The following is a 21,893-nucleotide window of genomic DNA, read 5'->3' as shown; positions in this document are numbered from 1 at the left end:
GAGCACTCATGGCCGACGACGAACACGAACAGCTCTCCCGCCAGACTGGCATGGTCCTGCGCACCGCGGTCCAGGTCGCAATGCAGGTCGCTGAAGCCCTCGCCCGCCGCCGCGAGCAAACCCTGCGCACCGCGGCCGCCGCGTCGGAAGCACGATCACGAGCCCTGGCCGGGCGGCTGAACGCCGAACAACGCTCGGCAGAAGCGCTCCTGCGCAACACCATTAACCGGCAGTGGTGGGCCACCGCCGCCGATGCGCAGATCGTCGACGCCGTCCGAGTCGCGCACACCTGGAAGGACGCCTCCCCCGTCGCCGAACGGGCCGCTGTCAGCATCGAGGACCGGCTGCGCACCGACAAAGGCGTCGACCTCACCGCGCTACGCGACACCGTGAACACCGCAGTCGTCGCAGCTTGCGTGGAACGTGAGCTCGCGGACCGTGCCGAGCGCGACCACCAGGCCGATGAGAACGCCAACCGATCAATTCTCAATGACCCGGAATCGCGGACAACGCCGCCCGCACAACACCTCTCGTCGACCACACTCGGATGGGACACCACGCAACGCCGCGAACAGCACAGAGCCCAACTCACCATTGCAGGCCTCGACACCGAAGCGATCGATGCGCACATGGTCACTGACACTTCCAATGCCGCTGTGCTCTACAGCACCTCGATGCAAGCGCCCATCAAAGCGCCGTCGGCGACACCTGGAGACCGTAGTCAGAGCTACGACTTCACTACCGATCGCGGTAGACGTTAAGACGGGCCGGAGGTCAACACGTCGATCGTCCCGACCTGAGGAGGTATTCGCGGGTAGATCGAAGAGCGGCTCGCACCGAGCTAAGCCGAACGTGGGACTTTGCCGTAAACACGAGAATGAATAACAATAACATCGACAGCGCCGTCCAGCACAGGGCGACTTGGACATCGACACCCAGGTGATGATCGTCCCATCGATCTCTGCGCCAGTGCGGCACGCTCTCGTTGCGCGGGCTACCACACCGGGCGCACCCTGCTCCCCGAGTGCCGAGTAGCTCAACGGTGAGAGACGGCCTGACCGATGTCCGGACATTCGATGCAGCGACGTTGACCGGCGCGAACGGTCGTGCGCCGGTCGACGTCGTTTCGCAGAGGAGTTCGTGGTGGTTCGTAGGGTAGATGTGACAGTGCTCGATGATATCGACGGGAGTGTCGCACACGAGACCATTGTGTTCGGTTATGACGGGACGTGGTTCGAGATCGACCTATCCGAGGACAATGCAGCTCGGGTGCATGGCCTGCTCACCGAGTGGAGTGGGCGCGGACGACCGGCTGCGAAGCAGTCGAGCGGGCGGCGACGCACGGCCGCAGATCGCGCGAACTCGGCAGCGATACGCACCTGGGCACGCGGACAGGGGTTTGAAGTGTCCGACAGGGGGCGTCTAGCCGATCACGTCGTCGCCGCATACCAAACACGGACACATTCGCCGAAGCGGGAAGTCTTGCTGACGTCAGACTGATCGTTGCGGGCAAAAAAAACCGAACTGATCAACCGCTGGCTCGAAAATAAGCTAAGGTGTCAGGTGATTTGCGCCGCATCCACGATGAGGGCTGTCTCGGCTGTCGGGACGTGGGTAGGGCAGCGCCCGCCGATTCGATTGTGATTACGAGCACGGCATCCGATTAGGCGAAGCATTCGAATTATCGGTATGGTTCACCGCTCTCATCAGACTCCGCGTTCCTGCGATTTTCTCGACCTCGTGCACCCGTACGACGGCGTCGGCTCGGGGTCCGGTTCCGATGTCGGGCCGGGGCCGTTTCTGGTGTGGTTGATCGACGACCGGGACACCGTGATCATTCGATCGGCGGCATCGTTGGCGGCTGCCGTAGAGGTGGCGCGCGCCTACCGTGACGCGTGGGGCGGGCGCGTCCGGTACATCGAGCACCCGGACGGGGGAGTGGTCGCGCCCGACGAATGGGAACCGCTCCTGGCGACGCCGGATCCGCTGCCGTACGTCTACACCGTCGAGCTACGGACCCCGCGGTCCGCCGGGTGCGACGAATTGGTCTCCGCGTTGTGGACGAGCACCGATCTCGACGAGGCGGTGCGCTGGCGGGCGATGCTGCCCGCTGCCCTGCGTGCACGCACGTTGATCGTCAGCAACGCACCCGACGGGCACTATCCACGCGCGGCGTCCGTGCCCGGTCAGGCGGACGTCCGTTCGTGACGGCAGGGGTAGGGCTCGGAGATCCGGTCGGCGCCGGACGTCATCAGTCGGGAGGATTCTGCGGGCGCGCGACGGACTCGATCAGGTCGTCGGCGACGCGGACCTTGCGGTTCACTACTTGCGATCGTTCGACCGGCACCCGGAAGGCTTCGTCGGCGGTGACGCCGTGCACCGCCATCAGGATGCCCTTGGCCTGCTCGATCGGCCCGCGGTGTTCGAGTGCGTCCCGCAGCCCCTGCACCTCGGCGCGGAGGGTGCCGAACCGGTCGTAGTCACCGAGGACCTCCGCCAGCACCCGGGTCAACCCGACGGCGGTGTCGACATCGGCGTCGGTGAACGCCGACGATGCTTCGCCGTAGAGATTGAGGGAGCCGAACCTGACGCGTTCGGTGGCCAGCGGCACCGCGAGGAACGAGCGGATGTTCTCCTCGCGGGCGACGTCGGCGAATCGTGGCCACCGCTTCTCCGCCTCGACGCGGTCGACCCGCACGACGTCCCCGGTGCGGGCCGCGTGCAGGCACGGGCCCGACCCGATCTCGTACTGATCGGCATCGACCCGCAGGGTCCGGGCATCACTGTGCACGGCGGTGAATACCCGGTCCGCCACCTGAACGGTGACACCGCAACTGGCGGCGCCGTCGATGGCCTTCGACGACAACGCCACCAGCGACCGCAGAGCCCGGTCGAGCCCGGCGTCGGTGTCGACAGAGGTGCCGAGTGCGCTGCGCACATCGGCGTCCTGCTCCGGGTGTCCCCACCGAACGGGGGGCGGGTCGTTCGCCCGCACCGAGCCCTTTGTGGCGCGGTGCGCGTTGTGCGCGTCCATGTCCACCAGTATGGGCGACCCTGTCGACCACTTCCGGCCGAATGACACCATCGCGGAGCAGGGAGGTTGATGTCGGTGGGTCGATGCTCCATGACGGTCATGCGTGTCCGCACACTCGCCGGCCCACCGCTTCGAGTGAGGTGCTCAGTAGTGGTAGGGATTTCGGAATTCTCTGGGAGACCGTCCTGTCCAACGCTTGAAGGCGTGCGAGAAATTGGCCGCATCGCTGTACCCGAGTTCCGCAGCGACCTCACTCACGGACATCGTGCGATCGAGTAGGAGAAGTACTGCGCGTTCGTGCAGCATCGACTGCTGCAATCCCCGGTATGTGGTCCCTTCTGCCGCAAGATGCCGCTTGAGAGTGCTGGTGGAGATCGCCATCTGACGTGCTATCCAATGGTGGGATGGCTGGCCGGGATCTTTCTGCAGAATCTGACGCACTCTCTCCGAGAATGACGCCGTTCCGGTGCGCTCTGCGAAGGTTCGTTGAAGATCGGCGATGGCGAGTCGGTACGAGAGAGGGTCCGAGAATCGGCAAGCCATTGTCAGGGTGTCTTCGGGGACTTCGACGAACGAGACCGGAGCGTCGAAGGACAGTCGTTCCGCTGAGACGGACGGGTGACCAGCCATCACGGTCGGCGCGGGCCAGCTCAAGTGCAGTTTCACCGAGGACATGTCCCCTGCCAACATGTCGAGCAGTCGCAGCAGCGCACACCCGCCGTAGGTCACCACAAGGCAGTCGAGTGCCGGGTCACCGGTGTTCGCGGTGAGCCCGACCGAGAGGCCGTTGCCACTGGAGTTGAACTGCGACCTCAGCGCCGTCGAGATCAACGGCAGATAGGTGAGCAGCTCGACGATCTCGGCCACCGAGCCGGCACTGATCAAGGGAGCGCTCAGCGGACCGAAGGACGTCAGCTGCGCCTCTTCGGCGAACGCGATGCCGAACACGATGGCCTGGTCGATATCGAGCTCGGGGTAGACCTCCCGGAACCAACGTATCGGGACTTGGATGTCGTGCCGGATCAGGGTGGCTTCATCGGTGCCCTCGCGACGCATGATGGCACGCAGGCGTGAGGCGGCATCCGAATCGAGCGCGCGTTGCTCGAGGAGCTGCACGAACGCAAGCGGCGGGATCCCCTCGTCTCCGAGACTCATCTGGACCCCCTGAGCTGAATTCACATGTTTTCGACTCCGCTCAACATAGCCCTATCGCTGATGGGCGACGAAACTTCGGGCAAGGGCTTGCGACCGGGCTCTCACCCGTGCATGTCGCATCCGTACACACGAGGAGTTGTCATGGCAGTTGTCAAATTTGTTTCCCACGACGGCACAGAGCACGAGGCGTCGCTGGTCACAGGGCAATCGTTGATGCAGACCGCGACCGAAAACGCGATCCCCGGAATCGACGGAGACTGTGGTGGGGAGACTGCGTGCGGCACCTGCCACGTCATCGTCGATCCGCGATGGTCTGCGATGGTCGGACTATCCGGCGCGGACGAGGAAGAGATGCTCGCGATGAATCCGGAACGTCAATCGACCTCTCGGCTCTCCTGCCAGATGGTGTGCTCGGAAGAATGGGACGGCCTGGTCGTTCGAACACCCGAGTTTCAGCTGTGACCACGATGAAGGTAGGTAGAACGGCGATGAAGGTTTCCGAGATGATCGGTGACAAGATTCAGTCGGCCATCCCTATGGATCTGCAGATCCGGGGCGCACACGCTTATGACAAGGCGCGGCGCCGGGTGACGGGAACAAACGGTACCAAGTTGTTCGTCGAGAGCCCCCTCCCACCTGTCGAAGAGGTCGAACTAGCCGCTATCGATCTGAGCAACCCCTTCCTGTATCGACAGGGGCGGTGGCAGTCGTATTTCGAGCGCATCCGCAACGAGGCGCCCGTGCATTATCAACCCAACAGCCCATTCGGCCCGTTCTGGTCCGTCACGCGCCACGCCGATATCGTGGCGGTCGACAAGAATCATGCGGCGTTCTCCGCCGAGCCATTCATCGTCATCGGTGTGCCACCGCGCTTTCTGGATATCGAGATGTTTATAGCGATGGACCCACCGCGTCATGACAGGCAGCGGGCGGCGGTTCAGGGTGTGGTCGCCCCGAAGAACCTGCGGGACATGGAGAGTCTGATCCGATCGCGCGTCAGGGAGGTGCTCGACGACCTCCCTCTCTACGAACCGTTCGACTGGGTTCAGAACGTGTCGATCGAGCTGACCGCCCGGATGCTCGCCACCCTGTTGGACTTCCCCTACGAGCAACGCCGCAAGCTCGTCGAATGGTCAGATCTTGCCACCTCGATGGAACAAGCCAACGGCGGCCCCTCGGACCTCGACGAGGTGTTTGACGGCATGCGGGAGATGGCACGCGGTCTCAGCGAGCTCTGGCACGACAAGGCGGCGAGGAGGTCGGAACAGGAGGAACCGGGCTTCGATCTGATCACCATGTTGCAGAGCAACGACGACACCAGAGATCTGATCAAGCGTCCGATGGAATTCATGGGCAACCTCGTGCTGCTGATCGTCGGTGGTAATGACACGACGCGAAACTCGATGAGCGGTGGAGTTCTCGCGCTGAATCAATTCCCGGAACAGTTCGAGAAGTTGAAGGCCAACCCCGATCTGATCCCCAATATGGTGTCCGAAATCATCAGGTGGCAGACACCGTTGGCTTACATGCGCCGAATCGCCAAGGTGGACACCGTGTTGAACGGGCAGTTCATCCGAAAAGGCGACAAGGTGGTGATGTGGTACGCCTCCGGTAACCGGGACGAGCGCGTGTTCGAACGACCCGACGATTTCATTATCGATCGGCGCAACGCTCGCAACCACATCGCCTTCGGATTCGGGGTACATCGGTGCATGGGCAACCGGCTGGCTGAAATGCAGTTGCGGATTCTCTGGGAAGAGTTGCTTTCGCGATTTGAGAACATCGAGGTTGTCGGCGACCCGGAATACGTTCAGTCCAACTTCGTGAGGGGTATCAGCAAGATGACGGTGCGTCTGACACCCAAGCCCGGCGCATGACACAGCGAGCCCTGGTCATCGGCGCCAGCCATGCCGGAGCACAACTCTGCGCGAGTCTGCGCCAAGAAGGCTGGAGCGGAGAGATCGTCCTCATCGGGGACGAAGCAGCGACTCCATATCAACGCCCACCGTTGTCGAAAGCGTACTTGGCCGGCAGATGTGGACTGGGTGAGATTTCGATCCGCAGTGCGGACTTTTACTCCAAGCAGTGTATCGAGCTCGTGAATGCTCGTGTGGAGGCGATCGACCGCCCCGCTGGCCACATCGTTCTCGGTTCCGGGGATGTCATGGCGTACGACAAGCTCGCGTTGTGCACGGGTGCCCGCCCTCGTCGGCTCCACGTCCCGGGTGCCGATCTCGGTGGCGTCCATTACCTACGAACCGCAGCAGACGTCGACGACATCCGCGCGGCCGCCACGCGCGGACGGCGGGTGGTGATCGTCGGCGGCGGGTACATAGGACTGGAGACTGCCGCCTCGCTGCGCGCGCTCGGCCTGCACGTCACCGTCCTTGAGGCGACCACTCGTGTCCTCGAGCGTGTCACTGCACCCGATGTGTCGTCTTTCTTCGAGCGGATCCACCGAGAGAAGGGTGTCGACATCCGGACCAACGCAAGGGTCGAAGGCCTTTCCGGCAACAGGACGGTAAGGGAAGTGACCTTGACCAGCGGTGACACGATCCCCGCTGACCTCGTCATCGTGGGCATCGGTGTCGAACCGAACACCGACCTCGCGGACGGCGCCGGCCTCCTCGTCGACAACGGCATCGTGATAGACGACCATGCACTGACCGACGACCCCGACATCACGGCAGCCGGGGACTGCGCGAGCCACCGCATGGCCCGTTATGGCCGGCGTATACGGATGGAGTCCGTGTCGAGCGCAGGGGAGCAGGCCAAGGTCGCCGCCTCGACCATTTGTGGGAACACCAGGAGTATCGAGGCGCTCCCGTGGTTCTGGTCCGATCAGTACGACGTCAAGCTGCAGATCGCCGGACTCAACACCGGATACGACGAGGTCGTACTCAGTGGCGACCCCACCCGAGACCGCGACTTCAGCTGCTACTACCTCAACTCCGGCGAACTGATCGCGGCCGACTGCATCAGACGCCCTCGCGACTTCATGTTCAGCAAGCGGATCATCGCGAACCACCTTCCCGTTGTGAAGGCCGACCTGGTCGTCGGTGGTTCCGCGCGCAGTTGAGAACACGACAGCGAATCCGGCAGAAGCTACGCATTGTTCGGGAAGGCACCTCAGATGACCACCGTCCAACGCCACCTCTCGGCGGACGTTCGCGAACACGACGGTTCCGCCAGTCCTCGCAACTTGCCCGGCCGGCGTCCCCCGACACGGCGCCGACGAGTACCTGCGACGGGGACCCGTACGTCGACATTCGTGAGCGGCGCCGCGGGGGCCGGGACGGACGAAGCGGGAACGGTCCGGACTCCGACGTCAATATGCTTCCCGCAGCTGTACCAGAGAGACAGGCTCCGTCGAGATATCACCTCGCCGGCACTCTCGTTCAGCAGGTCTGCATGAACGAGGCGTCGACATCGTACTTGGGGGCAACCAAGTTTCTCGACATCGACCACGAGTCCGTCCAGGCGTTCGCCGCCGCCGCAGTTGGGGAGGCGCGCACCGACCGGGACAAAGTGAAGCGGCTCTTCGCGGCCGTCCGCGACCAGATCTGGTACGACCCCTATGCCATCTCGGACGATCCGGCCCACTATCGCGCAAGCTTCGTCCTTGAGACGGGTCGCGCCTACTGCGTTCCGAAAGCAGTACTGCTGACCGCAGTGTGCCGCGCGGTAGGAATTCCGGCGTTGGTGGGCTTCGCCGACGTGCGAAATCATCTGCAGACCGACGCGTTGCGCACTTCAACGGGCACGGACCTGTTCGTCTACCACGGTTATAGTCGCCTCTACATAGAGGGCAGGTGGCTCAAGGCCACGCCTGCGTTCAACAGCGAGTTGTGCGATCGATTCGGGGTCCCGGCAATGGAATTCGACGGCAGGCATGATGCCCTGCTGCACCCCTTCACCGCCGACGGTGCTCGACACATGGAGTATGTGCGCGAACGCGGCGTCTTCGATGACCTGCCTTTGAGCGCGGTTCTGACCGTGCTTCGGCACACCTACGGACCGCTGATCTTCACATGCGCTCGCGGCGTCTCTGATTCCGCCGCGGACCCGGGCGGCGGCCCCCAGCCCGACGTCCCGGCACCGTCGGTTACATCGGACGAACCGTGCCGGCGTCCACCATCTGCATCGACCGATGTCGACCCGAAGAGGAACTGACATGTCACACGGACTGATCGAAAACTACCCCCACCAGATCGGTGGACACTGTGGTTCTGGTGCCATGCGCGACCTCTTGCACTGGCACGGCTTGGGGTGGGGCAGACCACCCGCTGAAGGGCTGGTGTTCGCGCTCGGTGGAGATCTGGGATTGTCTTACCTGCGATCGGATGGCCTTGTTCCGCCTGTGTACCTGGTGGGCAGAGGTGCCGATTTCGAGATCGACCTGCCACGCAGGCTGGGAGGACAAGTCGAAGTTCTCACCACGGACGATCCTCGTCAGGGGTGGTCGTGGGTTCGAGACGAGATCGACGCAGGTAGACCCACCTTGGTGTGGGGTGACATCGCGGAACTGCCCTACCTGAAAGTTCAGCTACAGATGAGCCGGCACGACATCGTGGTGATCGGTTATGACGAATCCGAGGGAACGGTGACGGTCGTCGACAACGACCGAGCCGACGTGCAGGAGATCCCGTTCGAAGCCCTGGCGCGAGCACGCTCATCCACGTCTTTTCCACAACCGACTCGTCACTGCACCTTCCGCATCACCTGGCCGGACAGACTGCCTGACATCGCGACCGTTGCGGCCGAGGCTTTCGCTCAGTCCGCTGTCAGTATGCGCCACCCGACGAGACCGGGAATTGCGGATCTGGCAGAGGCCCAGGAGCAAGGATTGGTCGCGGTCGACCGATTGGTACAGGACGTGAGGGGCTGGGTTGATCTCCCGGTGTACGACCTCGAGATCCTGCTGTTCAGCCTCAGTATGTTCATTGAGAAAGCCGGTACCGGGGGCGGTCTGTTTCGCCGGCTACTAGCCGACGGATGCGAGGAGGTAGCACGCCTGACCGGAAACGAGGCGACCGCGAATCTCGCTGCCGCGGCCGGTCGGTGCGCTCAAGTATGGACCGAGACTGCCTGTGCATGCAGGGACCGTGGTGTCGACGCACAGGTCCGCGCTGCGAGGGTGGCCACAACGGTAAGCCAATTGCCCGCACTCGAATCCGCGCTCGTGGACGCCCTGGAGGCTGCCTCACGGTCACTAGTTGCCACGGACCACGCGGGAGGCTCGATGTGGACGGAGCAACACAGCGCGCGACGGACACCGAGCGAATGACAGACCGCTGGCGGGCACCACGATCAGGGGTCTCGTCCACCGAGACCTGTGAACCGATCGTCGCGAAGCTGTCACTTCCGTTAGAGGCCGTTGTCGCGACTGCGTCGCTGCGGGCACCTGTGAGTCGTCGACCGGTTACTGCGTGAAGCGCGGGACGCGCCCCGGCCGAGACGCACGCCTGACTCGACACGCTGTCGGGGCGGACAGTTCGGACACCGCCGGTGCACGTCTTCTCCGACGGCAGGTAGACCGGCGACTTGGGCTGCACGACATAGTGTCATCAACAGAGAGGCATGAACATGGACAATCTCGGGGACCCGGTCGCCGGGTCGGCAGGTCCCGACATCGAGAGCTGGGTCAGCGCGTTTCGGGTCCCGAGAGCCGACACGATGGAGTTGCCGCCTCACCACCCCCACTGCCTCGGTTGCGGTCCGGCGAACCCGCACGGACATCAGTTGGCGGTGCAGCGTGAGCAGAACGGCGTCATCGCTCACCACCGTTTCGACGAGCGTCACGTGGGAGCTCCCGGGATAGCTCACGGAGGGGCTGTCGCGACCGTTCTCGACGATCTTTTCGGTTTCCTGCTCTACACCGTTGGTGAACTCGCCGTAACGCGCCGCCTGGAGATCGACTACCGTGCACCAGTACTTCTCGCCAACCCGTACGTCCTGCGCGCAGGGGTAAGAGGCCGAGTCGGCCGCAAGCTGGATCTCACGGCCACGATGAACGATTCCGAGGGTCGCTCTGTGGCCACCGCCACGGCCCTGTTCATCGTGGTCGAACTCGACCACTTTGTGCGGTCGCAGGCCGATCTCAGGGGTGAGCATTGTTCGGACGGACAATGATCCGGCCCGGTTTCGCTTCATCGGAGGCACTCCCGCTCCGTCACACACATGCTCGAGGCCTCGAGTGTTCGGCCCCGGATGACACCTCGGGCATGTGCTGAAATTTCATTCACGATGACCCCGGGGGCGCGGTTTGCATCAATCGCGCGGGCTGCTTCTCAGTCTCGCTGCCTGCTCCTGCATGCCAGGCCGCTAAACGGGGCTGCTGGGGCCGGGGGCGAAGAATGCCAGTACGACGGCCGCAGTGGCCGTGATGAGCGCCAGTGCGAGCGTGGCTTGTCCGCTGCCGTGTACGAACGCAGTTCGTGCGAAGTCGACCAGCGGCTCAGCCACCGGCCCTGCACGATCAGCAACCTGCAGGGCCGTGGCAAGGGAATCCTCGACTGGACCGCGAGCAGCTTCAGGCAGCTGGGGCAGAGCCGGCTGGATGCGGTCGCTGTACCCAGCGGCGAGCACGCTGCCGGCTACGGCAATTCCGATAGCAGCACCGATCTCGCGGGCAGCGTCGTTGACGGCGGCCGCGACCCCGTGCTTGGCCTCGGGGGTGTCGGCGACAATAGCGAAAGTCGCCGGGGCAGTGCACAACCCCAGCCCAGCGCTCATGATCAACAGAGGCCACAGCAGATCCATGTACTGCGCCGCGACAGTCAACCGACTCACCATCACCAGTCCCGTGGCGATCGCGCCCAGGCCGACCACAGTCATGATCCGAAGTCCGACGATGCCCGACAGCCATGGCGCGATCACCGAGATCACGATCAGCGGCACCACCATCGGCGTCAGCGCCACGGCGGAAATGAGTGGCCCGTACCCGAGAATCAATTGCAGATACTGCACCAGGAGCAAGAACACCCCGAAAGTCACCAGAAACTGAACCGACACCGATAGAGCGCCGGCACCGAAGCCACGGCGAGCAAACAATCGAACATCGAGTAGCGGTGCTGCCGAACGCAATTCGATCACCACGAATACCACCACCGCGACGGTGCCTAACACGGCACTGACGGCGACAACAGGGTCCAACCAGCCACGAGCCGGCACCTCGATCACGGCGAAGACGATCGCGGCGACCGCAACTGCCACAGTCACCGCACCGATCCAGTCCACCGGAGGATGTTCATCCTGGCGAGACTCGGCGATCGTGCACGCCAATCCAGCCAGCACCACCCCCGCTGCGGTCAGCCCGACAAACACTGAGGTCCACGACCATCGCTCCAGCAGAATCCCGGCGCCGAGGATTCCGAGAACTGCACCGGACCCAGCGACTCCGGCCCACACCCCCACAGCACGGCCACGGTGCGCAAACGGGAACCCCGCAGTCAGTATCGACAAGGTCGAGGGCATGACGAGCGCTGCCCCCGCTCCCGCGAACGCACGAGCAACGATCAGCCACACAGGGTCGTCGAGAAACAGTGGTAGCGCCGACGCTGACGCGAACAGTGCCAGCCCGGCAATCAGGACCCCACGACGGCCGTAGCGGTCACCAATGGCTCCTGCTGGCAGCACCAAACAAGCCAGCACCAACGTGTAGCCATCGACGATCCAGGTCAGTTGGGCTTGTGTCGCTCCTGTCGTGACAGCGATCTCGGGCAGCGCCGAGTACAGGGCCGCCATCGCGGCCACCACCAGGGCCACTGCCATACAGGACACAATCAGCATCCACCACTGAGCTCGAGTCCATCGCGTCGCTCCGATATGAGTCGATCCACATTCGCCCACCGGAGCGCCTCCTGTAATGGAACTAGCAGTATCGGTACAAGACCATTGGTATCACACCGCCGGGGCATGACAGGATACGCAGGTCGTCGACGACCGGAACGTGGTGAGAGGAGAATGCCGCACATGGCCGATCCTCTCGATCCCGTCGATCCCCGGCTAGAGCGCTCACGCATGCGGTTGCTCGATGCCGCCAGTCAACTGCTGACCACGGGCGGCGTGGAGGCCGTCACGGTCGAAGCGGTCACCCGGATGTCGAAGGTCGCCCGTGCCACCCTGTACCGCCACTTCGGAAGTACCACACAGTTGCTGGCCGCCACCTTCGAGCGTCTACTTCCTCCCGTGGATTCGCCTACCGAAGACGGATCGGTGCGCGACCGCCTGATATCGCTGCTCACCGCCCAGGCAGACCTCATCGAACAGGCGCCGGTTCAGATGACCACACTGGCGTGGCTGGCCATGGGATCGATCAGGGGCAGCGATGCCAGGCACCATGAACTCGACCCCGGAGCGGTCAAATCACTCCGCGCCCGTGTCATAGAGCAATACCGGCAATCGCTCGATCAAATCCTCACGACCCCCGACGCCCGCGCCGCGCTCGGCGAACTCGACACCACCTTCGCGCTCTTGCAACTACTCGGCCCGATAGTGTTCTCACGCCTCACGGGTCTGCGCCCCATCGATGCCGACGACTGCAGACGCCTCGTCGACAATTTTCTCGCCGCACATGGAACAGGCTGCGAAGGGAGTCGCTGATCATCCGTGCACGCATTGACACCGGGCCTGCATTCAAAGCCTTCCACCGATTCGTGGGGCGGTGTCAGTTTCTACGGGAGAATTCTGCGCAGCGATATGAACTGGGACTGAAAGTGGCACCGTCGACATGTACAGGCACGAGTGTTGCCGGTGTCGTGCGCGAGTTGCAGGAACCCGGTGGGGACACCGAACGGCTCCGGAGCCGGTCCCCACGCCGAGGTGGCGTACTCGGTGTAGGCGCTGGTACCGGCGGTGCCGGTGAACCAGTACAGCGACACGTGATCGAGCACCCGATCGGCACCCAGCACGTCCTCCGGCAGTGCGCTGATCGGCCACGTCCACGCCGCGAACTTGTCCACCATCCACGCCAGCTGCCCCACAGGGGAGTCGGTCAACCCGTACGCGAGGGTCTGCGGGCGCGTCGACTGCACCGCGATGTAGCCGTACTCGGTGCGCATGAACTCCCCGACTCGGGCCAGCCGGTCCCTCTCGAGATCCGTCAGTGCGCTCAGCGTCGCCTCGTCGACGGACTCCGGCGCCGTGAAGGTCTGCGAGCCAATGATGTGCACGCCCCCCACCCGGTCGGGTGCGTGCCGTGCGACCGCGGGGGAGACCGCGGCGCCGAGGTCGCCGCCCTGCACCGCGAACCGGTCGTACCCCAGCTCGGTCATCAAGCTCACCCACGCCGCTGCGATGCGGTCGGGGTCCCACGGTTCGGGTGTCGGGCCGGAGAGGGTGAACCCGGGCAGTGAGGGGACGACGACGTCGAAGGCGTCGGCGGGGTCGGCCGGGTCGGTGAGCGCGTCGATGATGTCGAGGAACTCGAACACCGACCCGGGCCACCCGTGCGTGAGGATCAGCGGCAGGGCGCCGGGGTGCGGGGATCGGACGTGGACGAAGTGGATGCGTGTGCCGTCAATGCTGGTGGTGAACTGCGGGAACGCGTTCAGGTGTGCTTCGCGGGCCCGCCAGTCGTAGTCGGTTCGCCACAGGCCGGCGAGATGCTTCAGGTACTGCACCGGCACACCGGTGCCCCAGGAGTCACCGGGAAGCGGCGCCGGCCACCGCGTGTGCTCCAACCGACTGTGGAGGAGGTCGATCTCGTGCTAGGGAACGTGGAGTACGAACGGTTCGATGCTCACACCTGCGAGCCCCTGCGATCGAGGACAGTCGCAGTCCGCAACCGACAGAGCCCTGATCCGGCATCATCTGTTCATCTCCCCGTAGGCCGGGAAGGACCAGCCGACCCGCCTCCGTTGCGGTACCCGCGCAGGTTGGCGATGAATGACCGCTCGTTCGCACCTGACTGAGAGTCAATGATGGCCGTCACGTCGTCGCAGCCATGGCAGTTGCCGAACGAACTGCGTTCCCTGTTCGCCGAATGAGGCATCTTCCACTCGGAAACCTCCCGCGAGTCGACACGTGTCGGATCGTCGGCTGCACCGCCGCGTCACCGCGGCAACCTAGCGAGGACAGCGCCGCCTACCAAGAGGCCATACGCGATTCGCTCGGCCCGCGCTCGGCCTGCGTCAAGGCGCCGGCCGCGGCAGGGCAGGGTGGACGTCGATGACCGAGATCCGTCCCACCCCGCTGCCACCGGACTGGGTCCACGCCGCTGAAATGTCGACTGGTCGGTACGGTCGGACGATGCGCCGGTGGGGTCGGTCGATCGCGTCGGCCATCGTGATCGTCGGTGTCATGGGCGTGATCGGCTGGCCCGCTCCTCGCCCGCCTGCGGCGCCGCTCTCCGAGCCCACCTGCGTCGGATACCTGCATGGGGTGCCTGCGGGCGCGATCCTCGACCCCCAGCACGACACGGGCAGTCGCCCACCCGGCTTCGACACCGTCGCCGTCGTGCGCTGCGAACCGGCGGAGGCGTTGATCGTCGACCAGGAGGTGACGCGGGTGCGGATGACCACCTTCACCGGCGACGTCGCGGCCGTGCAGGCGGCGTTCGACCGACGGTCCCCCAAGGTCACCTTCGACCGGTTCTTCTTCTGCTCGGGGGACTACCCGGTTCCGGTGGTCGCCGTGTGGTTGGTGAACGACGACGGTCTCGGGTACCGGCCGGCGTTGCCGCGCACCCGCTGCGGCAGAACCGACTTCACCGCCCTCGACACGACCGAGGGACTGACTGTCGTCGACGCTGTCGTCATCACGGCGCAGCCGCACGAATGACGCGACCGCACGCCTCTGCGTCGGCCGGGGCGGTGCCGACGCAGAGGCGTAGCGGCTCCGGTGGACTGCAGTGCCCGTGAGTGTCGCTACGGTTCATCTCGGCCGGGATTCGGCAGCGTCGACGGTCGCGCAGGGCGCACCAGTGAATCGAAGTGGAGCTACAGGTGGCGGAAGATCCGGACGTGGCGCAGGCACGGGTGTTTCTTCAGGCGTTGATCGAGGAGACGACGGCCGTGGCCGCGCAGCTCGATGATGCGCGCCAGGCTCGCCGCCGAAGCTCGGGCCCGGGGCAACACAGCACTCGGTCTGTGGCACGAGCAGCAGCTCAAGGCCCACAAGCGGACGCTGCGGGAGCTGTCCCGCCAGTCGGAGAATCTGCGCGCCAGGTTCTCGCTGGCCGCGGAGTGACCATTACCTGTGCGAACAATATGGCCGGAACATTGGCTCAGTGGTGACATGGGTCGACTCTGAACAGATGACAACCACCAATAAATCGGAGCATCTCGCGGCGGTGCAGGATCGACTCACCGCCGCCCTGCCCGGGGTGAGTCGACACGACATCGAACAGACCGTGGCCGCGGAGTACGTCCGCTTCGAGGGGCGTGCGGTTCGAGACTTCGTTCCGCTGTTCGTTGAGCGCAATGCTCGTCAGGCGCTTCGCTCCGCTGTGTACTGACGCCGCACCGACACAGAGCAGTGCACGGTCACCCAGGTCAGGGGGACCGTGCACTGTGGTCGTTTCAGGGACCTGATCGTGCCCGATGTCGGGTGGTCAGGTCCGCCGAATCAGCTGAAGAAGCTGAGTCCGTCGAGGAAGTCGCCGGCGCCGCCGAAGATGTCGGACAGGGCGCCGAGGAAGTCGACGAAGCTGGCGAGGTCGGTGATCATGGGAGCTCCCGTGGTGGTCGAGTGGTCGAGGCAGGAATGCCGTTCATTGGTACCGATCGCCGGTGAACGAACAGTGATGAATGGATGACCGCGACGTATTCGCGTCCGTGAACGGTTCGCGTCAGATCGGGTCGATGACCAATAACTGCGCCCAATATGAGGCGGCGTGCTCGCCGAGGTAGGGGAGCAGGGTGTCGAAGACAATGTAGGACATCGGAGCACTCCTGAGTGGCGGCGGTTCGAGCTGGCCGGCGGGATGCGGCGAATGCAAGAGTGCCCCCCGCGCACGTGACTCAGGTGGCGCCGCGGTGAACGGACGGTGTCGACTCGGCGCACTGACCGGCGCCCTCGGTCGCCGGGCGCGATCATGGTCCGGTGGGCAGCAACCAGACCGAGAACCTGCGCGGGATGATCGAGTACGCACGTCGGTGGTTGCCCTACGGCGGCGGTCCCGACGACGAGATCCTCGTGACATTCGGGATTGCGGGACACCAATTCTACGAAAGGCTCGGCCGGATCCTCGACAGTGGGGATCCTGTGCACCGCTGCAGCTACCGATCCGGTCGTCACCCGGATCGACGATGTCCAGTACGCGAGCGGGGAGGGCCCGTGCCCGCAAGCGGCGACTACTCGGCACATCGTGCGCGTCACCGGGGCGCAGGCGAGGGCTCTTTACCCGCGGTTCTGGGCCGGTCAGGCCGACTTCGGGATGCGCAGCTTCTTGTCAGCGCCGTTGACGGTGGACGACACCCACGTCGGAGCGCTCAATCTCTACAGCCGGGGCGATCACGGGTTCGACCGCCTCGATGAGGCGGCACTGCGGATCTATGTGATCGCCGCCGAGAGCACGCTGCATGCCGCCACCAGAGTCGCGACCCTGCAGGGCACAGTCGACGGCTACGTCAAGGCGATGCAGACCCGTGCCGCGATCGAGCAGTGCAAGGGCATTCTCCAACTGCTGCTGGGGGTGTCGGAGGAGAAAGCATTCGACCTGCTCACATGGCAATCACAGAACACCAACGTCCCGGTGAGACAGTTGTGCGAGCAGTTGCTGCACGACATCGCAGAACAAGAATGGACCGACGAGTCGACCAGGACCGATTCGGAAAGGTCTTCATGAGCGTGCACACCCGCACACCACGCTGACCCGTCGATGGCCGTGTTGCCCTGGGCCGTTCTCACGCGCCCGGCAGCGCACGTCAGTTGATAAAGAGACGACCGAAGCACCACATAGGAACATCGGAAGAGCGAGCACAGTGCGCAGGCCGCTGCTTGACCTACGCACCGTGTACAGGTGCAGCGGGGCACCTGGTGGCAGAGGTGCCACAGACTCCGGGGTACGAAACAGCCATGCGCACATCCAACGAATACGTTCAGTTCTGAACAAACAGTTCAGAAGTTCGCCCGCGCAGTCGTCCGAACTCGCGGAACACCTCGGCAGCTCGAAATCACACGAGACGTCGTCGCGATTGGGTCGTAAAACAGGCTCCCGCGCCTTGCTGAAAGTAACGATATTCATTGCCGATAATAGTTATTATGACATAGGTGCTGCTTAAGCCGACATTGACCAGGCTCATCGCGCCAACCCGACGGCCAACCGCGAGATCCGGAAACGAGAAAGCCCCCGGCCTGTCGGCCGGGGGCACCCCATCAGCGAACCCCGCTACAGAACGCCACCTCGTTGCTGCGCAGAGCGCGACTATGGAACCCTCGATCAACGCCCTTCGCGTCGAGACCCAAGTGCAACTACAACTCGACGACCCGGAGCGTTTTCATCAGTCAGGGGTAGGCGCGAGGTGACCAATCTTGGCAACTACTGCTCCTGTTCTCCTGTCTGTCCAACATGCTTCCTGAACATCCTTCATGTCGTTCGCAACCAAAAATGTGCCCTGTTCCGTCGGCCATTCCAGACGTTCGTCCAGAAAGAGTTCCTGAACGGCTTCGGCAACCCGCATGATCGCTTCAGGAGTTGTCACCTGGTCCACACTGATTCCAACCGAGTGGCCTGTGTTGTTGATGCGTAGGCCAACCATCCAGCCACCGATCTCCGGAGCTTCGGTGATATCCCATCGAAGAATGTCTTTGGCCACAGGCGGACGGGTCACGAGATCTTGGCCCACCGTACGACATGCACGTGCTATTACTGGGGGCACGTCCTCGTCAAACTCTTCATCAAGCGGATAAAGCATGTTCGCTCACCTCCTCACTCAGTTGTAAGGTCCGATTCGAATGCGTCGACACCGGGGCCCTCTGCAGATCGTCCTCCTGTTGGAGGCGGCAGGTTGTAGTCCAAAACCTGGTAGGCAAAACTGAACTGATAGTACGTGTAGTCCCCGCTGAGGGTTTCGAAGCTACAGTAGCCGAACAAATCATACTGCGCACCGATCGTGTTCTTCGGAATAGTGGAGTGCCAAAAGTAATTTATAGGAACCTGCATGTGACTATCGCTATACTGTTGAATCTGTCCGAACTTGTTCAGGTAGGATTTGCAGTCCATGAGGTTTGAGCCACCGAGCGCCTGGGCGGATTCGTTGAGTTGCTGCCCCCACGCCATCGGATAGAAATACTTGCCGTTTTCAATCTCCGGATCAAAGTTGTAACTGACTTGTCCGGAGAACGTTGCGTACCGATCCTTTTTAATGTAGTTGGGGTCTTGCGGCTGGAAGGTCTTGGTGTGTTGCCCGGCTGCCGGGGTCGCAAGTTCAAGACGCATCTTATTGGTTTGGAAGTATTGCGTTATATTTCCGGGTTCGAACTCGTCTCTAATTTCGTCTGATGTTGGGTAACCATATCGACTCCGTTCGTAACCCTGAGATGCCCATCGCTCCAAGAAGAGGCCCGTCACGGGGTGCGCCCCGTGCGTGGGGTGCCAGTAGATGACACCGCGTTCGAAGCGAGCCATGCGTCCTTGCCCGTCCGGTATCCCGATTTCGTCACCGGTGATGTAGCCGAGCGGACTACCGCCGGGGGCGTTACCGCCGATGGTGTTCCACTTGTCGCGGATCGGTCCGTTGCGGATGGCGGAGCCAATGGCGTTCTGAAATGCGACGTAGACGGCTCCACCCTGAAACTCCTGCCGACGGCCTCCGTCCGGGAGGAGGACTTCGTCGGTGGTGGGGTAGGCCAGCCATCCGCCTTCGTAGCCAAGGTTGCCCCAGCGGTTGAGGAAGCTGTTGACAACGGGATGCGCTCCGCCGGCCGCGGACCAGTAGATGGGCCCGTTGACAAAGGTGACGCGTTCCCCTGCTCCGCCGGGGTTGACGATGTTTCCGCTGGTGGGGAGCCACAAAAAGCTGCTCACACCACCGAGCGAGTTGTATTTGTCGCGGATAGCGCCGCACACGTCGAAGCTCGTCGGCCAGTACCTCTGGCACGTCACTGCAGCTCGGGACGTGCGCTGCTTCGCGATGAGCAACGCTTCCCCAATCTCGGCCTGGTCGGCCTGCTCTTTCGTGTACCCCTCGGGCCATTCCTCCCGATCCGACCGCATCTTTCCCGGGACGAGGGTGCTGTGCGGATTCTCCGTCGGCAGTCCGGTGTACGGGATTCGCTTGACCTCGGGGGTTGGCTCGGTGGCCTCAGCGCTAGGGATCGCTGTTGCGATGGTCGTCGTAGCGCTTGACGGTGCAGGCGCCGGCACGTCAGCGACTCCCGGTGCCTCGGACGCTGTGGTGGGTGCCTGCGAGGTGGCCGGTGCGGGCGACGGCGCTTCGGTGCACGAGGTCGGCGTCGCTGGTGTGGTGGTGGACGGGGCCGCTGTCGTGGTCGTGGTGGTCGGTGCCGTGGTGATAGCGCACGGGTCGACTGGTGCTGGTAGCTGCTGCTGCAACGCCGTCGGCGCGGAGCTGGTCGGTGCGGCCGGGGTGGTGGACGGTTGCGCGGTGGCCACCACTCCCCCGCCGGTGGCCATCAGGACTGCGATCATGCCGGCGGTCAGAACCGCCCGCGGGGTCGAGGAGAACATCGGTTTCGGCCGTGGTGGCCGAGCAAAGATCGTCATGAACGCTGCTCTCTCAGAGGGACGACGCCGGTCCCAAATGCCGGGTCGCCACAACATCTTTAAGGGCAAGTCACAACAAGCGCAACCGATCCAACTGGCACATACCACCTAAAACAAACCGATGAGTTAGTTGCCTACGCGAAGAACCAGCACGGCAATGGTGGACCAGCCGCCCAATCGGGAAGCACGAAGACGACTCGCCGAATAGCGTTGCTTCTGAACCCGTTTCGTGTCCTGTCAATTTCACTCAAGGTCGAGACGTTGCTCTGCGCGTCGACGACCCGTTCCCGCCGAGTAGGTCCGGTGCGCTGCGGCACCCGCGTGATCAATCCACACCGCATGGCTGCCCTCGACCGACCAGATACCGGGCACCCCGGTGCGCCACGAAGTCGGATCCAGCATGCGTGAACGCATCTTCCGACTCCCACTGTGAAAAACTATGGCTATTCCCAGCGTGGGAGGACATCGCTGACTGACGGGGCATTTTTGGCCAGTGTCGTCCGCCAGTCCAATCGGCCCCGTTTCTGCAATTGACCAATCAGCACGATACGCGCGAGGCCGAGTTTTGTCGCAGTCTGTTCGACCCACGGCGCATTGATTCGTGAGGGAACCACCGGGTGCCCGCCCGGAAATATCCATGTGCCGGCGCTGTCGTTGGCTTCCCTTTCCCGGTTCGACTCTTGTGCGTGACTGTCGTCCAAATCTTCGACAATCGGGCCGTCGTCGACGTGTCCGCGGAGAATATGTGCTATCTCATGGAGCAAGGTGAACAAAACTTTGTCGAGGCGCTTGCCGCGCCCAGATACTCCTATGACGGGGTAGCCATCTACGAACATCGCGCACCCGTCGATTTTGGCGCCGGGTAGCGCTTCGACGTACACCAGCCGGACGCCGGCGTCGCGCAGTCGCTCAGGCAGCGCCGCGAAGTCCTCCGCTGTTCTCACCAACCGAGGAAGGGACGCGGCGAGCTTGGCCAGCATTTCGGGCGAGTACTCCCCCTGGGGAGGTAGCGTTCTGGCTTGTTTGCGCACGCAGGCGAGCCAAGCTTGCTGCAGCATGGTGATGCCTTCGCCGGCGTTCGCGCGTTTGGCCGCTGCTGCGATCTCGGGCTGAGAATCTATGGAGGTGAGTCCGAACAGGCTTGACACCTCAGCTTCCAGCTCGTCCAGAGTAGAACCCGTCAGTATCTTTCTTTTCTGCAAAATTTGAATGGGCGCGAGCTCATTCAGCCGAGCCCGGCGGCGTACATCGCCAAGTTTCGCCTGCGTCGCCTTATTCGTCGCTTGCCGGGCCAAAAGGTACTGGTCCTGCAGCCTCAGCCAGAACTCCGGCGACTGCCCGAGGGCAGCACCAATCTGAGCGGCCGACTCCCGAGTTATCTCCTTCTTTCCGGTGACGATCTCGGATACGAATTGGGTCGGGCGGTCGATCACGGTCGCGAAGTCGGCCTGGGACCATCCACGAGACTCCAGCTCCCTGCCCAAGAGTTCGCCGACAGGTGTCTGGTCGATCGGTAGCAAGTCGTCGTGTGCGGTGTTGCTCATCGCTGGGGTTCCATCTCTACTGTCGCGACCCCGAAGACCACAGCAACGTGGTTCCCGGAGTACTCGAACGTGAGGTCAATAACGCGGCCCGAACCCAACGTCGCCCGGGCCCGCCTGGGGTCACCGGAACCGTGGGGTTCGATACGCAGCGAGCGCATGTTCCGCAGGTCGGTTTCGACGTAGGCGGCTCGTGCGCACTGAATGAGGCATCGAAAATCCCTGATCTCGAGGTCACTCCAACCCGCCGGTCGGAAACCTGGATCCGTGGCGAGGCGGCGCAACCCCTCGTCCAGGTAGTCCTGTTCCATCGCCTCTTCCCCATCACCCATTGGCCGATAACTTGAATGCCGTCTTCGAACCTACCGCCATGCGACAGGTATCCGACGCACAACGTCTCCAGATACTCGACTGTGACTCATCACCCCTTGGGTGATCGGCCGTTGTGCTAGTGTCATCTTGTCGAGCACAGCCGGAAACCGGAGGTGCCTCG

Annotated in this window: 22 protein-coding genes; 14 read left to right on the top strand and 8 right to left on the bottom strand. The window is 63.4% G+C overall.

What is annotated here, in order from left to right; all coding sequences use genetic code 11:
* Nucleotides 1-8 precede the first annotated feature (8 nt).
* The 3 genes from HQ308_RS20165 to HQ308_RS20155 all read left to right on the top strand — a co-directional run bounded on the left by HQ308_RS20165 (nucleotide 9) and on the right by HQ308_RS20155 (nucleotide 2,208).
* Complete coding sequence (locus HQ308_RS20165) at nucleotides 9-761, top strand: hypothetical protein (protein WP_222647631.1); 753 nt, start codon at nucleotides 9-11, stop codon at nucleotides 759-761.
* A 379-nt stretch (nucleotides 762-1,140) separates the two neighbouring features.
* Nucleotides 1,141-1,500 (top strand): Lsr2 family protein, encoded by a 360-nt coding sequence (locus tag HQ308_RS20160; RefSeq protein ID WP_308115837.1) that lies wholly within the window; start codon nucleotides 1,141-1,143, stop codon nucleotides 1,498-1,500.
* A gap of 189 nt (nucleotides 1,501-1,689) precedes the next feature.
* Nucleotides 1,690-2,208: a hypothetical protein gene (locus tag HQ308_RS20155; RefSeq protein WP_222647630.1), complete on the top strand. Its 519-nt coding sequence runs from the start codon at nucleotides 1,690-1,692 to the stop codon at nucleotides 2,206-2,208.
* Nucleotides 2,209-2,251: 43 nt separating this feature from the next.
* On the opposite strand, the gene HQ308_RS20150 is transcribed toward HQ308_RS20155, so the two are convergent.
* Nucleotides 2,252-3,034 carry a GAF and ANTAR domain-containing protein gene (locus HQ308_RS20150; RefSeq protein ID WP_222647629.1) on the bottom strand — a complete coding sequence of 261 codons (783 nt, stop codon included), beginning with the start codon at nucleotides 3,032-3,034 and terminating at the stop codon, nucleotides 2,252-2,254.
* Between the two features lie 144 nt (nucleotides 3,035-3,178).
* Nucleotides 3,179-4,189: an AraC family transcriptional regulator gene (locus HQ308_RS20145; RefSeq protein WP_222647628.1), complete on the bottom strand. Its 1,011-nt coding sequence runs from the start codon at nucleotides 4,187-4,189 to the stop codon at nucleotides 3,179-3,181.
* A 141-nt stretch (nucleotides 4,190-4,330) separates the two neighbouring features.
* Here HQ308_RS20145 and HQ308_RS20140 point away from each other — a divergent pair, with 141 nt between their 5' ends.
* From HQ308_RS20140 to HQ308_RS20115, 6 genes are all read left to right on the top strand, one after another.
* Entirely contained in the window at nucleotides 4,331-4,651 is a 321-nt protein-coding gene (locus HQ308_RS20140; protein WP_222647627.1) for a 2Fe-2S iron-sulfur cluster-binding protein, read from the top strand.
* A 26-nt stretch (nucleotides 4,652-4,677) separates the two neighbouring features.
* Nucleotides 4,678-6,066, top strand: a complete 1,389-nt coding sequence (locus HQ308_RS20135; RefSeq protein WP_222647709.1) for a cytochrome P450 — start codon at nucleotides 4,678-4,680, stop codon at nucleotides 6,064-6,066.
* Complete coding sequence (locus HQ308_RS20130; protein ID WP_222647626.1) at nucleotides 6,063-7,268, top strand: NAD(P)/FAD-dependent oxidoreductase; 1,206 nt, start codon at nucleotides 6,063-6,065, stop codon at nucleotides 7,266-7,268. Before HQ308_RS20135 ends, HQ308_RS20130 begins: the two co-directional genes overlap by 4 nt.
* Before the next feature lie 332 nt (nucleotides 7,269-7,600).
* Nucleotides 7,601-8,362, top strand: coding sequence for a transglutaminase-like domain-containing protein (locus HQ308_RS20125; RefSeq protein ID WP_222647625.1), 762 nt, complete (start codon nucleotides 7,601-7,603; stop codon nucleotides 8,360-8,362).
* A 1-nt stretch (nucleotide 8,363) separates the two neighbouring features.
* Complete coding sequence (locus tag HQ308_RS20120; RefSeq protein ID WP_222647624.1) at nucleotides 8,364-9,476, top strand: BtrH N-terminal domain-containing protein; 1,113 nt, start codon at nucleotides 8,364-8,366, stop codon at nucleotides 9,474-9,476.
* A 299-nt stretch (nucleotides 9,477-9,775) separates the two neighbouring features.
* Nucleotides 9,776-10,321, top strand: a complete 546-nt coding sequence (locus HQ308_RS20115) for a PaaI family thioesterase (protein WP_222647708.1) — start codon at nucleotides 9,776-9,778, stop codon at nucleotides 10,319-10,321.
* A gap of 192 nt (nucleotides 10,322-10,513) precedes the next feature.
* On the opposite strand, the gene HQ308_RS20110 is transcribed toward HQ308_RS20115, so the two are convergent.
* Nucleotides 10,514-11,962 (bottom strand): MFS transporter, encoded by a 1,449-nt coding sequence (locus HQ308_RS20110; protein WP_261776381.1) that lies wholly within the window; start codon nucleotides 11,960-11,962, stop codon nucleotides 10,514-10,516.
* Between the two features lie 201 nt (nucleotides 11,963-12,163).
* Between HQ308_RS20110 and HQ308_RS20105 the strand changes: the two genes are divergently transcribed.
* Nucleotides 12,164-12,793, top strand: coding sequence for a TetR/AcrR family transcriptional regulator (locus HQ308_RS20105; protein WP_222647622.1), 630 nt, complete (start codon nucleotides 12,164-12,166; stop codon nucleotides 12,791-12,793).
* 71 nt (nucleotides 12,794-12,864) lie between these two features.
* On the opposite strand, the gene HQ308_RS20100 is transcribed toward HQ308_RS20105, so the two are convergent.
* Nucleotides 12,865-13,893 (bottom strand): epoxide hydrolase, encoded by a 1,029-nt coding sequence (locus HQ308_RS20100; RefSeq protein WP_308115844.1) that lies wholly within the window; start codon nucleotides 13,891-13,893, stop codon nucleotides 12,865-12,867.
* Nucleotides 13,894-14,440: 547 nt separating this feature from the next.
* Between HQ308_RS20100 and HQ308_RS20095 the strand changes: the two genes are divergently transcribed.
* The 4 genes from HQ308_RS20095 (at nucleotide 14,441) to HQ308_RS20080 (ending at nucleotide 16,979) form a co-directional block, all read left to right on the top strand.
* Entirely contained in the window at nucleotides 14,441-14,971 is a 531-nt protein-coding gene (locus tag HQ308_RS20095) for a hypothetical protein (RefSeq protein ID WP_222647621.1), read from the top strand.
* Nucleotides 14,972-15,220: 249 nt separating this feature from the next.
* Entirely contained in the window at nucleotides 15,221-15,379 is a 159-nt protein-coding gene (locus HQ308_RS20090; RefSeq protein WP_222647620.1) for a hypothetical protein, read from the top strand.
* A gap of 67 nt (nucleotides 15,380-15,446) precedes the next feature.
* The gene (locus HQ308_RS20085; RefSeq protein WP_222647720.1) at nucleotides 15,447-15,647 is read left to right on the top strand and encodes a three-helix bundle dimerization domain-containing protein; all 201 of its coding nucleotides are present in this window, start codon (nucleotides 15,447-15,449) and stop codon (nucleotides 15,645-15,647) included.
* A 738-nt stretch (nucleotides 15,648-16,385) separates the two neighbouring features.
* Entirely contained in the window at nucleotides 16,386-16,979 is a 594-nt protein-coding gene (locus HQ308_RS20080) for a GAF and ANTAR domain-containing protein (protein ID WP_222647619.1), read from the top strand.
* A gap of 655 nt (nucleotides 16,980-17,634) precedes the next feature.
* On the opposite strand, the gene HQ308_RS20075 is transcribed toward HQ308_RS20080, so the two are convergent.
* The 4 genes from HQ308_RS20075 to HQ308_RS20060 form a co-directional block, all read right to left on the bottom strand.
* Nucleotides 17,635-18,048, bottom strand: a complete 414-nt coding sequence (locus HQ308_RS20075) for a hypothetical protein (protein ID WP_222647618.1) — start codon at nucleotides 18,046-18,048, stop codon at nucleotides 17,635-17,637.
* A gap of 14 nt (nucleotides 18,049-18,062) precedes the next feature.
* The gene (locus HQ308_RS20070; protein WP_261776379.1) at nucleotides 18,063-19,859 is read right to left on the bottom strand and encodes an LGFP repeat-containing protein; all 1,797 of its coding nucleotides are present in this window, start codon (nucleotides 19,857-19,859) and stop codon (nucleotides 18,063-18,065) included.
* Between the two features lie 243 nt (nucleotides 19,860-20,102).
* Nucleotides 20,103-20,261: a hypothetical protein gene (locus HQ308_RS20065; protein ID WP_222647617.1), complete on the bottom strand. Its 159-nt coding sequence runs from the start codon at nucleotides 20,259-20,261 to the stop codon at nucleotides 20,103-20,105.
* 41 nt (nucleotides 20,262-20,302) lie between these two features.
* The gene (locus HQ308_RS20060) at nucleotides 20,303-21,403 is read right to left on the bottom strand and encodes an ImmA/IrrE family metallo-endopeptidase (protein WP_222647616.1); all 1,101 of its coding nucleotides are present in this window, start codon (nucleotides 21,401-21,403) and stop codon (nucleotides 20,303-20,305) included.
* Nucleotides 21,404-21,893 lie beyond the last annotated feature (490 nt).

Source organism: Rhodococcus sp. BP-241 (genome assembly GCF_019836145.1).
GTDB lineage: Bacteria > Actinomycetota > Actinomycetes > Mycobacteriales > Mycobacteriaceae > Rhodococcoides.
The sequence above is the reverse complement of the archived record's forward strand: the minus strand, read 5'-3'. Positions and strand labels throughout refer to the sequence as shown.

Coding starts and splice junctions, on each gene's coding strand:
- HQ308_RS20165 (WP_222647631.1), top strand. CDS start 9: ATGGCCGACGACGAACACGAACAGCTCTCCCGCCAGACTGGCATGGTC.
- HQ308_RS20155 (WP_222647630.1), top strand. CDS start 1,690: ATGGTTCACCGCTCTCATCAGACTCCGCGTTCCTGCGATTTTCTCGAC.
- HQ308_RS20150 (WP_222647629.1), bottom strand. CDS start 3,034: ATGGACGCGCACAACGCGCACCGCGCCACAAAGGGCTCGGTGCGGGCG.
- HQ308_RS20145 (WP_222647628.1), bottom strand. CDS start 4,189: ATGAGTCTCGGAGACGAGGGGATCCCGCCGCTTGCGTTCGTGCAGCTC.
- HQ308_RS20140 (WP_222647627.1), top strand. CDS start 4,331: ATGGCAGTTGTCAAATTTGTTTCCCACGACGGCACAGAGCACGAGGCG.
- HQ308_RS20135 (WP_222647709.1), top strand. CDS start 4,678: ATGAAGGTTTCCGAGATGATCGGTGACAAGATTCAGTCGGCCATCCCT.
- HQ308_RS20130 (WP_222647626.1), top strand. CDS start 6,063: ATGACACAGCGAGCCCTGGTCATCGGCGCCAGCCATGCCGGAGCACAA.
- HQ308_RS20125 (WP_222647625.1), top strand. CDS start 7,601: ATGAACGAGGCGTCGACATCGTACTTGGGGGCAACCAAGTTTCTCGAC.
- HQ308_RS20120 (WP_222647624.1), top strand. CDS start 8,364: ATGTCACACGGACTGATCGAAAACTACCCCCACCAGATCGGTGGACAC.
- HQ308_RS20115 (WP_222647708.1), top strand. CDS start 9,776: ATGGACAATCTCGGGGACCCGGTCGCCGGGTCGGCAGGTCCCGACATC.
- HQ308_RS20110 (WP_261776381.1), bottom strand. CDS start 11,962: ATGGCAGTGGCCCTGGTGGTGGCCGCGATGGCGGCCCTGTACTCGGCG.
- HQ308_RS20105 (WP_222647622.1), top strand. CDS start 12,164: ATGGCCGATCCTCTCGATCCCGTCGATCCCCGGCTAGAGCGCTCACGC.
- HQ308_RS20095 (WP_222647621.1), top strand. CDS start 14,441: ATGCGCCGGTGGGGTCGGTCGATCGCGTCGGCCATCGTGATCGTCGGT.
- HQ308_RS20090 (WP_222647620.1), top strand. CDS start 15,221: ATGATGCGCGCCAGGCTCGCCGCCGAAGCTCGGGCCCGGGGCAACACA.
- HQ308_RS20085 (WP_222647720.1), top strand. CDS start 15,447: ATGACAACCACCAATAAATCGGAGCATCTCGCGGCGGTGCAGGATCGA.
- HQ308_RS20075 (WP_222647618.1), bottom strand. CDS start 18,048: ATGCTTTATCCGCTTGATGAAGAGTTTGACGAGGACGTGCCCCCAGTA.
- HQ308_RS20070 (WP_261776379.1), bottom strand. CDS start 19,859: ATGACGATCTTTGCTCGGCCACCACGGCCGAAACCGATGTTCTCCTCG.
- HQ308_RS20065 (WP_222647617.1), bottom strand. CDS start 20,261: ATGCTGGATCCGACTTCGTGGCGCACCGGGGTGCCCGGTATCTGGTCG.
- HQ308_RS20060 (WP_222647616.1), bottom strand. CDS start 21,403: ATGAGCAACACCGCACACGACGACTTGCTACCGATCGACCAGACACCT.